The organism is Leeuwenhoekiella sp. H156 (assembly GCF_052218455.1).
In the GTDB taxonomy this organism is placed as follows: domain Bacteria; phylum Bacteroidota; class Bacteroidia; order Flavobacteriales; family Flavobacteriaceae; genus Leeuwenhoekiella; species Leeuwenhoekiella parthenopeia.
On the sequence record NZ_CP197499.1, the window covers coordinates 1,115,930 to 1,131,658 of the forward strand.

General features: G+C 43.9%; 11 protein-coding genes. 6 read left to right on the forward strand and 5 right to left on the reverse strand.

The annotated features are described in order from the left end of the window. Positions 1-4: 4 nt before the first annotated feature. Genes ACSSS3_RS04720 through ACSSS3_RS04730 form a run of 3 tightly spaced genes read left to right on the forward strand, consistent with a single transcriptional unit; the run spans position 5 to position 5,559 of the window. Positions 5-3,211, forward strand: a complete 3,207-nt coding sequence (locus ACSSS3_RS04720) for a VCBS repeat-containing protein (RefSeq protein ID WP_442847397.1) — start codon at positions 5-7, stop codon at positions 3,209-3,211. 25 nt (positions 3,212-3,236) lie between these two features. Beyond that, complete coding sequence (locus ACSSS3_RS04725) at positions 3,237-4,592, forward strand: vanadium-dependent haloperoxidase (RefSeq protein WP_442847398.1); 1,356 nt, start codon at positions 3,237-3,239, stop codon at positions 4,590-4,592. A gap of 52 nt (positions 4,593-4,644) precedes the next feature. Further along, on the forward strand, positions 4,645-5,559 hold the full coding sequence (locus ACSSS3_RS04730; RefSeq protein WP_442846617.1) for a GyrI-like domain-containing protein: 915 nt from the start codon (positions 4,645-4,647) through the stop codon (positions 5,557-5,559). Here ACSSS3_RS04730 and ACSSS3_RS04735 read toward each other — a convergent pair. From ACSSS3_RS04735 to ACSSS3_RS04750, 4 genes are all read right to left on the reverse strand, one after another. Next, complete coding sequence (locus ACSSS3_RS04735) at positions 5,556-6,014, reverse strand: hypothetical protein (protein ID WP_442846618.1); 459 nt, start codon at positions 6,012-6,014, stop codon at positions 5,556-5,558. The two genes, ACSSS3_RS04730 and ACSSS3_RS04735, sit on opposite strands and share 4 nt — an antisense overlap. Before the next feature lie 68 nt (positions 6,015-6,082). Further along, positions 6,083-8,389 (reverse strand): glycoside hydrolase family 65 protein, encoded by a 2,307-nt coding sequence (locus ACSSS3_RS04740; protein WP_442846619.1) that lies wholly within the window; start codon positions 8,387-8,389, stop codon positions 6,083-6,085. Between the two features lie 4 nt (positions 8,390-8,393). Continuing rightward, positions 8,394-9,050 (reverse strand): beta-phosphoglucomutase, encoded by a 657-nt coding sequence (gene pgmB / locus ACSSS3_RS04745; RefSeq protein WP_442846620.1) that lies wholly within the window; start codon positions 9,048-9,050, stop codon positions 8,394-8,396. Position 9,051: 1 nt separating this feature from the next. Next, positions 9,052-10,095: a LacI family DNA-binding transcriptional regulator gene (locus ACSSS3_RS04750; protein ID WP_228229997.1), complete on the reverse strand. Its 1,044-nt coding sequence runs from the start codon at positions 10,093-10,095 to the stop codon at positions 9,052-9,054. Between the two features lie 233 nt (positions 10,096-10,328). Here ACSSS3_RS04750 and ACSSS3_RS04755 point away from each other — a divergent pair, with 233 nt between their 5' ends. Genes ACSSS3_RS04755 through ACSSS3_RS04765 form a run of 3 tightly spaced genes read left to right on the forward strand, consistent with a single transcriptional unit; the run spans position 10,329 to position 14,090 of the window. Continuing rightward, positions 10,329-11,789, forward strand: coding sequence for a glycoside hydrolase family 32 protein (locus ACSSS3_RS04755; RefSeq protein WP_442847399.1), 1,461 nt, complete (start codon positions 10,329-10,331; stop codon positions 11,787-11,789). Positions 11,790-11,810: 21 nt separating this feature from the next. Continuing rightward, positions 11,811-13,148, forward strand: a complete 1,338-nt coding sequence (locus ACSSS3_RS04760) for a sugar porter family MFS transporter (protein WP_442846621.1) — start codon at positions 11,811-11,813, stop codon at positions 13,146-13,148. A gap of 48 nt (positions 13,149-13,196) precedes the next feature. After that, the gene (locus ACSSS3_RS04765) at positions 13,197-14,090 is read left to right on the forward strand and encodes a carbohydrate kinase family protein (RefSeq protein WP_228229999.1); all 894 of its coding nucleotides are present in this window, start codon (positions 13,197-13,199) and stop codon (positions 14,088-14,090) included. Positions 14,091-14,155: 65 nt separating this feature from the next. On the opposite strand, the gene ACSSS3_RS04770 is transcribed toward ACSSS3_RS04765, so the two are convergent. Continuing rightward, positions 14,156-15,586: a pyridoxal phosphate-dependent decarboxylase family protein gene (locus ACSSS3_RS04770; protein WP_442846622.1), complete on the reverse strand. Its 1,431-nt coding sequence runs from the start codon at positions 15,584-15,586 to the stop codon at positions 14,156-14,158. Positions 15,587-15,729 lie beyond the last annotated feature (143 nt).

Consider the following 15,729-nt stretch of genomic DNA (forward strand, 5'->3'; position numbering starts at 1 on the left):
TGGGATGCTTAGCTACTCGTGCTCAGATAAGCCCGATTTGTTTACCAATCCCGATACGCAAAAGGCTGGTATTAGCTTTCAAAATACGCTGACAGCCAACGAGGATATGAACATCCTCGACTACCTCTATTTCTACAACGGGGGCGGGCTCGCGATAGGCGACATCAACAACGATGGATTGCCGGATATTTATTTCTCAGGAAATCAGGTAAAAAATCAGTTGTACCTCAATAAGGGCAATTTGCAATTTGAAGACATAACCGAAACCGCCGGTGTGGCCGGAAACAGCGACTGGAATACCGGCGCGGTGATGGGCGATATTAACGGTGACGGCTTTCTGGATATCTACGTGTGCGCCGTGGTGGGCCTCAACGGTCTGGATGGTTACAACGAGCTCTTCATTAACAATGGCGACGGTACTTTTACCGAAAGCGCTGCGCAATACGGCCTGGACCTTGACACCTTCTCTTCTTCTGCTGCTTTTTTAGACTACGATCTGGATGGCGATCTGGATATCTACATCCTCAATCACGCTGTGCATACGCAGAGCTCTTTTGGCAAAGCCGAATTGCGCTACGAGCGAAATCCGCAAACCGGAGACCGCCTGATGCGCAACGATGATGGGCGTTTTACAGACGTGAGCGAAGAAGCCGGTATTTACGGCGGAATCAATTCGTATGGCCTGGGCATCGCGGTGTCTGATTTTAACCTGGACGGCTATCCCGATTTGTACATTGGTAATGATTTTCACGAGGATGATTACTACTATATCAACAACGGCGACGGCACCTTTACCGAAGATTTAAAAGGTCATTTTGGGCATACCAGCAGGTTTTCTATGGGCAGCGATGTGGCTGATCTCAATCACGACGGATGGCCCGATTTGATTTCGCTTGATATGTTGCCGCAGGACGAAAATGTACTTAAGTCTACCGAAGGCGATGACAACATTCAAACCCAGCGTTTGCGTACAGACCGCTACGGCTATCATTATCAATTTACCCGCAATATGCTGTTTATAAACCGTGAGGGTGGCGACTATCAGGAAACCGCATTATTGAGTGGCGTTGCTGCGACCGACTGGAGCTGGAGTGCGCTTTTTGGCGATTACAATCAGGATATGCAACAGGATTTGTTTATCTCAAACGGAATCCCAAAAAGACCTAACGACCTGGATTACATCAAATTTGTTTCGAGTGATCAGATTCAGAATAAAATCAACAACACGGCGCTGATAGATCAAAAAGCACTGGAGCTGATGCCCGGCGGCGTTACCCGCAACTATGTTTATGAGGGCAGTGAAGACCTTCAGTTTAAAGACCGAAGTGAAACCTGGATTGCAAACGACACATTGGTTTCGGGCGCTACAGCTTATGCTGACCTCGACAATGACGGAGACCTCGATTTGGTGACCAATAACATCAACACCGCTCCTACCCTTTATATCAATCAGACCAACGACAAGGCAAGCTATCTCAAACTCTATTTGAAGTCTGCTACACAGAATGATTTTGCGCTGGGCGCGAAAGTCTATGCCTATGCAAACGGGGTGCAGCAATTTAAAGAACTGTATCCGGTACGCGGGTTTCAGGCATCGTCTGAGCCGGTGATTCATTTTGGCTTTGGAAACCAAAAACAGGTAGATTCGATACGCATCATTTGGCCAGATCGTACCAGCCAGATGCTAACCAATATTGCTACAAATCAGACGTTGCAGGTCAAACAGGAAAACACTTCGCCCTTTGACTATGCCACACTTAGACCGAAGCGACAACTGCTTTTCAAACCCGTTACTGACTCGCTGGGTCTTGATTTTGTACATCGCGAGGATGCCTATTCTGATTTTGACCGCGAAAAGTTAATTCCCTATCTGGTGGGAGATCGCGGACCGGCTGTAGCTCAGGGCGACATAAACGGTGACGGTAAAGCTGATTTGTTTTTTGGCGGCTCAAAGTACCTATCCAGCAAAATCTATTTGCAAAGCGATTCAACTTTTGTAGAAACCAAATATCCCGGAATCCAAAACGATTCGATTAACGAAGAAGTGGTTGCTGTGATTGCCGATTTCAACAATGATGGTAAAAACGATTTGATGACCGGTACCGGCGGAGGTGATTTTTACAACCGCTCGAAACCCTTGCTTGATGTGTTGTATCTTAACGAGGGAGCTAGTTTTAAAGCTTCGGCCCTGCCGGAATTGTTTGAAAACACTTCGGTTTTAGCGACCTACGATTACGACGGCGACGGCGATCTTGACGTATTTGTGGGTTCACAGAGCGTCACGGCAAGTTTTGGGAAGTTGCCTTCCTCCTATTTGCTTGAAAACACTAACGGTACTTTTCGCGTAGCGCAGGAATTTAAAGAGCTCGGAATGGTCACCGCTGCGGTTTGGGACGATTTTGATGCAGACGGCAAAGCCGATTTGATCGTGGTGGGCGAATGGATGGCGCCAACATTTCTAAAAAACGAAGGCACCAAACTCAAACTGGTTTCTAAAACCGAAAAAAACCTCGAAGGGCTTTGGCAAAGCATCATTCCGTTTGATATAGATGATGATGGCGATACCGATTATATTGTGGGAAATTGGGGCGAAAACAGCAAGTTTCAGGCTTCCGCAGCATCGCCTATGAAAATGTTTTACAGCGACTTTGACAACAACGGCCAGACCGAAACTATTGTGACAACAGCAAAAGACGGTAAATACTATCCGCTTATGGGTCTCGATGCGCTGGCGTCACAGGTGGTAAGCCTCCGTAAAAAGTATCAAAGTTACCGGGATTTTGCAGGTCAGAGCATCGAGGAAATTCTTAGCGCCGAACAGTTAAAGAATTCCAAAATTTTAAACGTAAGCACCCTGAAAACCGGATACTTACAAAATAATGGAAATTCATTTGATTTTGTACCTTTAGCGCGCGATTTACAGGTTGCTCCTGTTATGGCTTTTTGCCTGTTTGACTTTGATGGCGATGGTAAGGAAGAGGTGCTCGCAGGTGGAAATTATTTTGGCGTACAACCCTTTCACGGAAGGCTCGACAGTTTTACGGGGGCTTTAATTAACAGTGAAAGCAACATCATTTCGGGTGAAAAACTCGGGTTAAAGTTTGCCGGGAAGTCCATACGTGATTTGTCTGTAATTCGTTTAAACGGGAAAGCTTATTTGATGGCAACTGTAAATGACGCGCCTGTTCAGCTTTATGCTTTACAACCCTAATTTTAGAAACAAGAAGTTTAGAATGATGTTTAAGAATTTTTCAGTCCTGATTTTCAGTGTATGTGTGTTCATCTCGTGTAACACCGAGCAGAAGCCTCTTAGCGTTACGCCAGATGACTACAACAATGCCGTAGATAAAGTTACCGAGGTTATCATTCACGATATTTTTTCACCTCCGGTGGCGAGTCGTATTTACGCTTATTCCAATATTGCGGCCTATGAAGTTTTGGCCCAAAACCATCCCGAGTATAATTCGCTGGCCGGTAAATTAAATGGTCTGGGCGAAACGCCAAAGGCGGAAAATCCTGCTGTAAACTATGATGTAGCGGCTTTGATCGCACAAATGGAGATGGCTAAAAGCCTTATTTTTAGTGAAGATCGAATCACCGAAGTTCGCGACAGTCTCTATAAAACATGGGAAAATCAAAACGCTGACGAACTCGCGGCGTCAAAAGCATACGGACTTCAGGTTGCCGACCACATCAAAAGCTGGATGGATGGCGACAATTATAAGCAAACCCGTACAATGCCCAAATTTTCGGTAAATGCTGATAACCCTTCACGCTGGCAACCCACTCCTCCTGCTTATATGGACGGGATTGAACCACACTGGATGAAGATTCGTCCTTTTGTGCTCGACTCGGCTTCACAGTTTAAGCCTGTGCCTCCACCGGCCTTTTCGATGGAAGAAGGCAGCGAGTTCCACAAGCAATTGATGGAAGTCTATAACGTACGCAACGAGATGACGGCTAAGGGTGATGACTCTGAGGAAGCGCAAATCGCAAAATTCTGGGATTGTAACCCTTATGTGTCAACCCACAAAGGCCATCTGATGTTTGCTACCAAAAAAATCACTCCGGGCGGGCACTGGATTGGGATTGTAAAGATCGCTACCAAAAAGAACAATGCAGACCTGATGGAAACGGTTTATGCGTATACCAAAACTTCAATCGCCCTGTTTGATGGCTTTATCAGCTGCTGGGATGAAAAATACCGCAGTAACCTCATTCGTCCGGAGACACTCATCAATCAATATATCGATGACAGCTGGGCGCCGGTATTACAAACCCCGCCATTTCCTGAATACAGCAGCGGTCATTCGGTAGTTTCCGGTGCTGCCTCAGAAGTACTTACCGAAATTTATGGGGATAATTTTCAGTTTGATGACGACACGGAGACCGCTTATGGCTTACCGGTGCGCAGCTTTACTTCCTTTAGAGCCGCATCATCAGAAGCTGCTTTAAGCAGATTATATGGTGGTATTCATTACCGTGCGGCCATAGAGGAAGGCTTAAAACAAGGTCGCCAGCTGGGGCAGCATATCGTTAATAACCTGCAGATGAAAAACAACGCCACAGCCCTTTCGCATAGCGGAAACTAAAACTTTTCATTTAATAAAATACTAAATCACACCCCGATTTAAATCAAAATCTATGATCAAGAAAATTGGTTTTGTAGTTGTTACCCTGCTCTTTGTTGCTCTCGCCTGGTATCTTTTTGTAAAACCCAGTGATTACATCATCAATTTTAAAGTGAAAACCACACCGGGAACGGTTGTTCAATCTATCAAAACCTGGAACAACAATTTAACGGCGAGTACCATTACTGAACAGCATGGGACTTCAGCACTTGTTCAGGAGCGGCAGTTTGGCGATTCTACGGTCACGTATACCTATCATGCCTACGCCATCAACGATTCGATCACCAAAGTGAGTGTTGGGGTTAAAGATGCCGAACACAGCCTGAAAAACCGGCTTACCGTGCCTTTTGCCAATACCCTTTTTAAGGAGCGTAGTACCGCAAATGTGATGGAGTTTTACGAAGCTTTAAATGAGCACCTGAAGCAAATTAAAATCGAAATCACCGGTATTGAGAAAACACCTTCAACCTATTGTGCTTACATTCCCCTTAAAAGCATGCAGGAAGCCAAAGCGCTGGGAATGATGCGCAACTACGGGTATATTGGCGATGTGCTTACACGAAATAATGTGGAGCTTAACGGGCCTCCATTTGTTGAAGTCACCGAGTGGAATCAGGAAACAGACAGTATTTCCTATAATTTTTGTTTCCCTATCATCCGCTCCGAAAATCTACCCATCACAGACGAAATTAAATACAAGCGTTTGTTTGAAAAAGACGCCCTTCACGCGGTGTATAATGGAAATTATATCACTTCAGACCGTGCCTGGTATGCCTTGCTGGCTTACGCAAAGCGAAATAATATCGAAGTTGATGCCAAGCCTCTAGAAGTCTTTTTTAACAACCCGAATATGGGTGGCAATGAGCTGGAATGGAAAGCAGACATCTATATGCCGCTGAAGCAGGAAAGTCCGGTGGAAGTGGATTAATGTGAAAAATCAAGCTGCCGGTTTTCTTCGGCAGCTTTTTTGTCTAACCGGTTTCCGTAAATTAAACCAATGGGCATACCAATTGCCAGGCCTATACCCAGCAAACCCATATTTCCGGTAGCAATACCAAAAAGGACACCAATTGGTATTCCAAAAGCTGACATCCCCAAGACTAACCACAATCTTTGATAGTGGTTCTTCGGCACTAGATTCTCTTCTTTCTCTATTTGTTTAAGAATCTTATTCTGAGACTTCAATATCTGGACTTTAAGCCCTTTTCCATCTTTTATGATTTTATGGATCAAATCAATCTCCTGATTAATAATAGTTAGGCTTTGGGTTGAAAGATTCTTGTCATTTAAAGCCTTCAACAAATTATTTAGCGAAGACAACAATTTTTTCTCACTTGCTTTTAATTCATTCGTTTCCGTTAGGTCAAAATGTGGTATTCTCATATTACTTAAACTAAAAATCCCCCACAACTTTTTAAATTGCAGGGGATTTGTAAGTTAAACTATTTAATCTAAACCTCAACTGAGCTGCCAGCGCTTACAGTTACCTGTTTTCCGTTTATTAAAAGATCGAGGTCTTCACCTTCGTTGAGCGTAAAAACGGTTTTGTTTTTACCCACGGCTACTTTAAGGATTTGATCTCTATAATTCAGTTTAAAGGAAAATCCATCCCAGGCATCCGGCATTTTAGGGTCAAATGACAGGGTATTGTCTTTAATACGCATTCCGCCAAAACCTTCTACCACACTCATCCATGTACCGGCCATACTCGTGATGTGCAAGCCTTCGTGAACTTCCTTGTTGTAATCATCCAAATCCAAACGTGAGGTACGCAGGTAGAACGCATAAGCCTGATCCATCTGCCCCAGTTTTGCAGCCTGTATGGCATGTACACAAGGGCTTAGGGAAGATTCATGTACCGTAAACGGCTCATAAAAGTCAAAATGTTTCTTCAATTGCTCCTCGCTGAAATCGTCTTCAAACACATAAAACGCCTGCAAAGTATCGGCCTGTTTGATGTAAGGTGAACGTAGAATACGGTCCCAACTCCATTTCTGGTTAATGGGTCGCTCTGATTTTGGTAAATCGGCCACAGTAACCAATTCTTTATCTAAGAAGCTATCCTGCTGCAGGTATACGCCCTTCTCTTCTGAATAAGGCAGGTACATTTTATCGGCAACTTCAGCCCAGGTTTTTAATTCTTCGTCCTTTAATTCGGTTTGACCCACAATACGCTTGTAATCTGACCCAAATTCTTTTGCTACATTTTTACAATGCTCAACAGCGTATTCCAGACACCATTTCGCCAGGTAATTGGTATAAAAGTTATTGTTTACGTTGTTTTCGTATTCATTGGGACCGGTCACACCAAGAATTACATAGTTTTCTTTTTGAGCAGACCAGGTGGCGCGTTGTTTCCAGAAACGGGCTACACCGATGATTACTTCGAGACCTTTCTCCGGGATGTAGCTGTAATCACCCGTATATTTTACGTAATCGCGAATGGCAAAAATCATCGCACCATTACGGTGAATTTCTTCAAACGTAATTTCCCACTCATTATGGCATTCTTCGCCGTTCATAGTTACCATCGGGTACAAGGCTGCTCCATCTTTAAAACCAAGCTTAGCGGCGTTCTCAATCGCTTTAGTCAAATGATTGTAACGATAGGTCAGGAGGCTGCGGGCAACATCCTGATTTTTGGTCGCCATATAAAAGTGCAGACAGTAAGCTTCGGTATCCCAATAGGTAGAACCTCCGTATTTCTCACCGGTAAAGCCTTTTGGCCCAATATTTAAACGGGAATCTTTACCCAGATACGTTTGGTTGAGATGAAAAATATTGAAACGGATACCTTGCTGAGCACGTACGTCACCTTCTATCACGATATCAGCCATTGACCAGATTTCTGCCCAGTCTTCTTTTTGTTTTGCCAACAAATTATCAAAACCGGCATCTAGAGCCGTGTCAAGAACCTTTTGAGCTGCCTGTTTCAGCTCGTTTTGATCGTGGTTGAAAGAGGTGATATATCCGGCATATTTTTGAATGCCAAAAGTCTCGCCTTCGCGAATATCGGTCTCGTAAACATGACCAATGTAGGTATCGCTTTTATTTGTACTAAGGGTAAGTGAAATTTCTTTACCATCTACGGTAAAGGTATTGGCCATCGCTGTACACACGTAGAAAAAGGTTTTCATCGTATGCGCGGTGATGTAGGCTTTGTTACCATCTTCCTCAACACTCAGAGTATTCCAGAATTTATCGTCCCAGTTGGTGTCTTCGTTGGTGATGCCGCTATCCAGATAAGGTTCATAACTGATGCTAACGTCTTTGTTAAGCGGGGTTACCTCATAATGTATCGCTCCGATCTCATCATGCGCCAGGCTCAGAAAACGTTTAGACTCAACTTTAAGCTTTACGCCATTTTGCAGTTCTGCTTCAAAACTGCGACCCAGCCAGCCTTCTTTCATATTGAGCTCTCTGCGGAAATTAGAAACACGTTTAGCGGTGTTCAAATCCAGAGACTCCCCGTCTACTTTTACCTTGATACCTATCCAGCTGGGTGCATTAAGCACTTTTGCAAAATACTCGGGATAACCGTTTTTCCACCAGCCTACACGGGTTTTATCGGGATAGTAAACTCCGCCAATGTAGCTTCCCTGAAAGGTTTTGCCGCTGTATTCTTCTTCAAAATTGGCACGCTGTCCCATAGCACCGTTACCGATACTGAACAAACTCTCTGATGATTTTACGCGATCTTTCTCAAACCCTTCTTCAATAATGGCCCAGGGTGCTGGCACTATATAATCCTGATTCATACTATTAAGCGTTGATTAGTTGGTCTAGAAATGTACTATTTATTTCTGTAAAGTCTCTAAAGTTATGATCTGCTTCGTGCAAAATACCGGGATCACCTATACCTATACTCACCATATCTACCGAGTTAGCGGCCTGAATTCCGGCAATAGAATCTTCAAAAACGATTGCATCGCTATAGCTTACGCCAAGCTCATCTGCTCCAATGGTAAACACTTCCGGATCAGGTTTTGCTTTCTGAACGTGATTACCATCTACAATGGTGTCAAACATATCAAACAAACCCACCCGTTTTAAAATAGGCTGAGCGTTTTTGCTGGCAGAACCCAGAGCCATCGGGATATTCTTAGCCTTTAAATAATTGAGTGTTTTCAATACGCCCGGCAGTATATCTGCATCGGTCATTTTCTCAATATAGCTCAGATATTCTTCATTTTTAGAAACCAGCCATTTGTCTTTTTGGTCCTGCGTGGCATTAATACCCCCAATTTCTAAAAGAATATCTAATGAACGTACCCGGCTTACACCTTTAAACTGTTCGTTTTGCTCTTCGGTAAACTCAAAGCCCAGCTCATTTGCCAGACTTTTCCAGGCCAGGTAATGAAAACCTGCGGTGTCTACGATTACCCCATCGAGGTCAAAAATAAATCCTTTTTTTGCCATTTTATCTCAGGAGTTTTCGGGTTGATTCGCGTTCAATAAGACTGGTTTCGATATACGTGGTTCCGTATTCTTCGGTCTCATCCTCGGGACGTTCGAGCTTATTAATAAGTATAGAAGCTGCCTTGCGTCCCATTTCCTCACCATGCTGACTCACTGCTGTGATACTGGGTACCATATGCTCTGAAAGTTCGCCATCTGTAAAACAAACAATAGAAATATCGTCAGGAATACTCTTGCCTGACTGAGCAATTACCCGTGCCGCGTAAACGGCAAAAAGTTCATTAACGGTAAACAAGCCATCCAAATCGTTGTTCAGGATAAACTCTTTGATGCGCTTTTTAGAACCTTCGCCCAAATCGTCAATATTATCCAGTTTTAAGATGCGGTTTTCATCTACTTCAATACCAAAATCATCATGTGCATCCAGGTAACCTTCGGTACGCAGGCGTCCTACGCTCACGTAATCTTCGCTGGTGATAATTCCTATTTTACGGCAACCGGAGCGTATTAAGTGGCTCACGCCTTTTTTGGCCCCCTGTGTATCATTTATAAGTACACGATCACAGGCAATACCTTCTACCACACGGTCAAACATCACCACGGGCATCCCCTGCTCAATGACTTCATTTAAATGATGATAATCTTCTTTTTGCATGGTTTCCTTTGATACCGAAAGAATAAAACCATCTGTACTGCCATTTGCCAAAAGCTCCATATTAAGAACTTCCTTATCGAAATCGTTATTGGAAAGGCAAATAATAACATTGTAATTATTCTCACGCGCTTCAGCCTCAATACCGCGTATTACCGTGGTAAAAAAGTGATGCACAATCTGAGGAATGATAACACCGATGGTATTGGTCTTACGGTTTTTAAGACTCAAGGCAATGTTGTTCGGCTTATAATTGTAAAGCTTTGCATAAGCTTTGATTTTCTCGCGGGTTTCTTCGCTGATTTCGGGGCTATCTCTCAGCGCTTTAGACACTGTAGAAATGGAAACATCCATCTCTTTAGCGATTGATTTAAGGGTTAATTTCCTTTTCATGGGTATTCTAGTATAATTCTGTAGGTTTACGTATAATTTTATCCATTACGCGTGCAAATTTAACCAACTAAATCGATTAAGTTTACCTGAATTATGCTAACTTTCGATGCTATTTTAATCAAACGATGTTGATTATGTTCAAAAATCTAGGCATAACCTGCGCATTACTGTCTCTGTTCTGGTCCTGTAAAACAGACCCGTCTCAAAATTTAAACCATAAAGATACAGCAGATATGTTATATCACGAAAATTTTCGTCCACAATACCACTTTAGCCCAAAATCACACTGGATGAACGACCCAAACGGGCTGGTTTACCACAAGGGCACCTATCATTTATATTATCAGTTTTACCCCGATTCGACCGTATGGGGCCCCATGCACTGGGGTCACGCAACCAGTGAGAATCTCAGAGACTGGAAACACCAGCCCATTGCGCTTGAGCCCGATTCGCTGGGATATATCTTTTCGGGCAGTGCAGTGATTGATCATCAAAACACTTCCGGTTTTGGGACTGAAGAAAACCCGCCGCTGGTTGCCATGTTCACCTATCACGAACCTAACGGTGCGCAGGCTAAAACAAACGATTACCAATATCAGGGAATCGCCTACAGCCTCGATAACGGCAAAACCTTTACCAAATATGAAGGCAATCCCGTAGTACCCAATACCGAAGGTTTTATCGACTTCAGAGATCCTAAAGTATTTTGGCACGAAGCTTCCCAAAAATGGATTTTAATACTGGTGGCGGGTGACCGCGCTTTATTTTACAATTCAGACAATCTTAAAGACTGGAATTATTTGAGCGAATTTGGAAAAGACACCGGCGCTCATGGGGGCGTCTGGGAATGTCCTGATCTCTTTCCGCTGAAAGTCGCAGAGACCGGCGAGACCAAATGGGTATTACTCATTAGCATCAATCCGGGTGCTCCAAACAGCGGCTCGGGAACGCAATACTTTGTGGGCGAATTTGACGGTGAACACTTTACCACTTCACAAACCGAAGAGCTTTGGATTGATCTGGGACGTGATAATTACGCCGGAATAACCTACAACAACCTGCCCGGGGAGGATCGCATCTTTATAGGCTGGATGAGCAACTGGGAATACGGCCAGCAGATACCTACCGAAAAATGGCGCAGCGCGATGACGCTTCCGCGAAAGCTTAACTTGTATAACAACAACGGCTATTTTTTAAGCAACTTCCCGGTTGCTGCGATAACTGACCAATTAGAAAAGCAAAAACCCGAAACGATAAAGGAAGACGGAATCCTTCATTTTAAAAATCCTAAACTCAATCAAGCCGAAATTTCATTTAGTTTACCCTCACCCCTGACTGACTTTGAAATTATGCTGAGCAATGATGACGGAGAGCGTTTAAGCATTAGCTATAACGCTGGGCAAAACACGTATAGTCTTGACCGTTCCCTAAGCGGACTCACCGATTTTGCCGATAGTTTTGCCAAACCCGTTATGAAAGCCCCGGCCCGGTTCACAGCGGGGGATTCCGTACCTTTTTCGATCTTTTTGGATACCTCATCCATAGAATTTTTTGCCGATGGCGGAGCAAATGCACTCACAGCCGTATTTTTCCCTAAAAAACCCTATACCCATTTTCAATTGAAGACCGACGCCCCGGTTTCTGACCTGAGCCTGACCCCTATCCCTTCAATCTGGAATACCGAAAACCAATAAAAAAACACAACCTAATTTATTATGAAAGCAGTACAAAAATGGTCAATAACCGCAGCGCTTGCCGGATTTCTCTTCGGTTTTGATACCGTAGTAATTTCGGGAGCTAACTTACCGGTACGCGAACTCTGGAATTTATCGCCCTGGTTTCATGGACTCTTTATCATGTCTATGGCGCTTTGGGGTACGGTTCTAGGCTCACTCACCGGCGGTATACCCTGTGATCGTTTTGGACGTAAAAAAACCCTGTTCTGGATTGGGGTGCTGTATTTTGTATCTGCGGTAGGTTCGGCTTTATCACCAGATCCTTATCTGTTCTCGTTCTTCCGGTTTATTGGCGGGGTGGGCGTAGGCGCTTCTTCGGTAGCAGCACCTACCTATATTTCTGAAATTTCAACAGCCTCAAACCGCGGTAAACTGGTGGCGTTGTACCAATTCAATATTGTTTTTGGGATCCTGATCGCGTTTTTCTCCAATTATCTGCTTGAAGGTTTTCAGGGTGCAAACGACTGGCGCTGGATGCTCGGCGTAGAAGGCATTCCTGCTATTCTTTATGTAATACTTGTTTTGAGCGTGCCTGAAAGTCCGCGCTGGCTTTTACATAAAAAGAAAGACGAAAAATCAGCTTTTGAAATTCTGAACCGGGTGTATCCTAAAGCGGAAGTACAGCAAAAAATTGACGCTATTAAAACCGAACTAGCCAAAACTTCAGACGAGGTCACCTTGTTTACCAAACGCTACAAAAAACCGCTCATTCTGGCATTTTTGATCGCCTTTTTCAATCAGGTTTCGGGTATCAATTTCATTTTATATTATGCTCCTGAAATTTTAGTAAAAGCCGGTTTAGCGACTGAAGATTCATTATTCAATTCGATTTCCATAGGTTTTGTAAACCTGATTTTCACCTTTGTGGGTGTGGGTCTGATTGACAAACTGGGCCGCAGAACCCTGATGTACATCGGTTCGCTGGGTTATATTATAAGCCTTTCAACTGTAGCCTGGTGTTTTTACGCTTCGGCAAGCCCTACCTTGCTGCTCGCGTTTATTTTGGTGTTCATTGCCTCGCACGCCGTGGGACAGGGCGCGGTGATCTGGGTTTTTATTTCTGAAATTTTCCCGAACAAGGTACGTGCCTACGGGCAATCCTGGGGAACCGGAACCCACTGGGTTTTCGCAGCCTTAATAACCTTACTCACTCCTGTATTTTTAGATGGTGAAGACGGCATCTTTAAAGACAATCCCTGGCCTATTTTTGCGTTTTTTGCCTTTATGATGGTGCTGCAATTGCTGTTCACTAAATTTATGATGCCTGAAACCAAAGGTATTTCGCTCGAAGAGCTGGAAGAAAAACTATTAAAGTAAATCACTCTAAATCAAACTAACTAGTAAGATCTGTAAACCCGTAATGCTATGAAAGACTCCTTAAAAGCAGTAAGCTATGGTGAAATCCTGTGGGATGTATTCCCTGACGGAAAAAAACTGGGCGGTGCCCCGCTTAATCTTTGTCTTCGCCTAAAAAGTCTTGGAGTTTCCACAACCATGATCAGCCGTCTGGGAACCGATGCTTTGGCTGAAGAAACCCGGGCTAAACTAGATGTGCTTGATTTAAACCAAAGCCTCATTCAGGAGGACGATGAACTCGAGACCGGGCAGGTACTGGTTACGCTTGACGATTCCGGTAGTGCTTCTTACGAGATTAAAGAGCCCGTTGCCTGGGATGCTATTTCCATCTCTAACGAAAACATGAAAGCGGTCTCTCATGCCGATTTGTTTGTGTTTGGCTCTCTGGCAGCCCGCTGTGAAACGTCGCGCGCAACTTTAAAAGAACTGCTTCCGCAAAGTAAATATGCCGTTTTTGATGTAAACCTTCGGGCACCGCACTATAAAATGGAGCATTTGGTGCAGTTTATGAAACAGGCGCAAATGGTTAAAATGAATGACGAAGAACTGGAGATACTTGCGGAGCATTTCGGTATAAAAAGCGGTGCTATTGAAGATCAACTGGCTCAGTTAAGCAAAGAAACCAACACCTCACTGATCTGCGTCACGCTGGGGAAAGCGGGCGCTGTACTTTATAAAGACGGAAAATTATACTCACACCCCGGTTATCCCACTACAGTGGTTGATACCGTTGGGGCGGGAGATTCGTTTTTGGGCGGACTGCTTTACCAACTTTTTAAAGAAGAATCGGAACCCGAATATGCGCTGGGCTTTGCCTGTGCTCTGGGCGCTATGGTCGCCGGTAAAAAAGGTGCCAACCCCAAAATCACCAAAGACGAGATTTTAGATAAGATGGAGGAATAATTCAAGGTTCAAAACTTAAGATTCAAGGTTCAGATTTGAAATTTTGAACCTTTGAATCTTGAACTTTAAATTTTTTCCGCAACGGCTTCACACAAATCAATGGTCTCTTTGACGTGATCAAAAGTCGTACGCGGATTTATCAAACACATACGCAGTACGATTTGCCCATTTAGAATCGTGGTTACCAGCATCGCCTCACGCGATTGTACTACCGCTTCCGATATTTTTGAATTGAGCTTATCGAGTTCAGCTTCCGAATATTTTTTATCAATAGGATTGTACCTAAAGTTGATGATCGCAAGCGTTGATGGCGAGACTACTTCCCATTTTTTGCTCTTACGCAAAAGACTTTCGGTCGCATCACAAAGTTTAAAATTGTAATCTATGGCTTCGCGAAAGGCTTTCAGTCCAAAAGTTTTGACACTCATATAAAATTTAAGCGCCCGGAATCTGCGCGTAAGTTGGATGCCGTGATCGTAAAAATTGATTTCAGAACTGTTTCCTTCTACATCCTTAAGATATTCGGGCTTTTCGGTAAACGTACCGCTCAGCCATTTATGATTGCGCACCAGCAAACAGCCCATTTCATAGGGCTGATAAAACCACTTGTGCGGATCAACGGTTAGAGAATCGGCTTTATCAACACCTTTCAGCAATTGTTTTCCGTCTTTCGCCAAAATAGCCGCTCCGCCATAGGCACCATCAATGTGAAACCAAAGATCTTCGGCCTTTGCGATTTCAGAAAGTTCGGTGAGCTGGTCAACTGTTCCTGTATTGGTCGTCCCTGCTGAAGCCAACAGGCAAAAGGGTTTCCAGCCTTCCAATCGGTCTTTATTTATCGCGTTTTTAAGCTTGTTAATGGCAAACTTAAACTCCATATCGGTTGGGATGATGCGTATTTGCTCTTTGGTAAAACCCATCACCCGTATCGCTTTTACGTTAGAAGAATGCGCCTGATCTGAAAGATAGATAACCGCTTTCGAAAAATCATCGCCGCATTTTACATTACGGGCGGTAACCAAAGCCGTGAGGTTGGCCATAGAACCTCCGCTGGTAAAAATACCGCCACCCCGCTTTTTAGGGAAGCCATAGAGATTCAAAAGCCAGTTGATGGTAATGATCTCCAGTTCGGCAGCTGCCGGAGAAGCGGCCCAGCCTCCTGAAAAGACATTAAAACCGGTCGCCAGGGTATCGGCCAAAACACTTACAAAATTGCTGGGTCCCGGTACAAACGAGAAAAACTTGGGATGGCTCAAGAGATTGATATGCGGAATCACTTTTTCCATCACGCCCTGCATCACCGTTTCAAAAGAAGTAGCCTCTTCGGGTGCGTTTTCAGTCAAAAGTTCATCCATCTCGGCTCTGCTAGCCACAGCCACAGGTTTTTTAGATTCCTGCCCCGCGTGATGAGCGACTAAGGCATCTACCACTTTATAGCCATATTCACGCATTTGAGCTTCGGTCAACTCCAAACGAGCCTCTGTTTTTGCTTTCATCTTTCGGTTTTTGGCAAAATTAAGTTTTTAAAATACCATAGCGCAATGCTCACCACCAGTAGTCATTTCATTTAACGCTTTAAAACCAAATTTTAGAATACTTTAAGACCCAAATCTCAACAGAATTTAGATTTGCAATACCT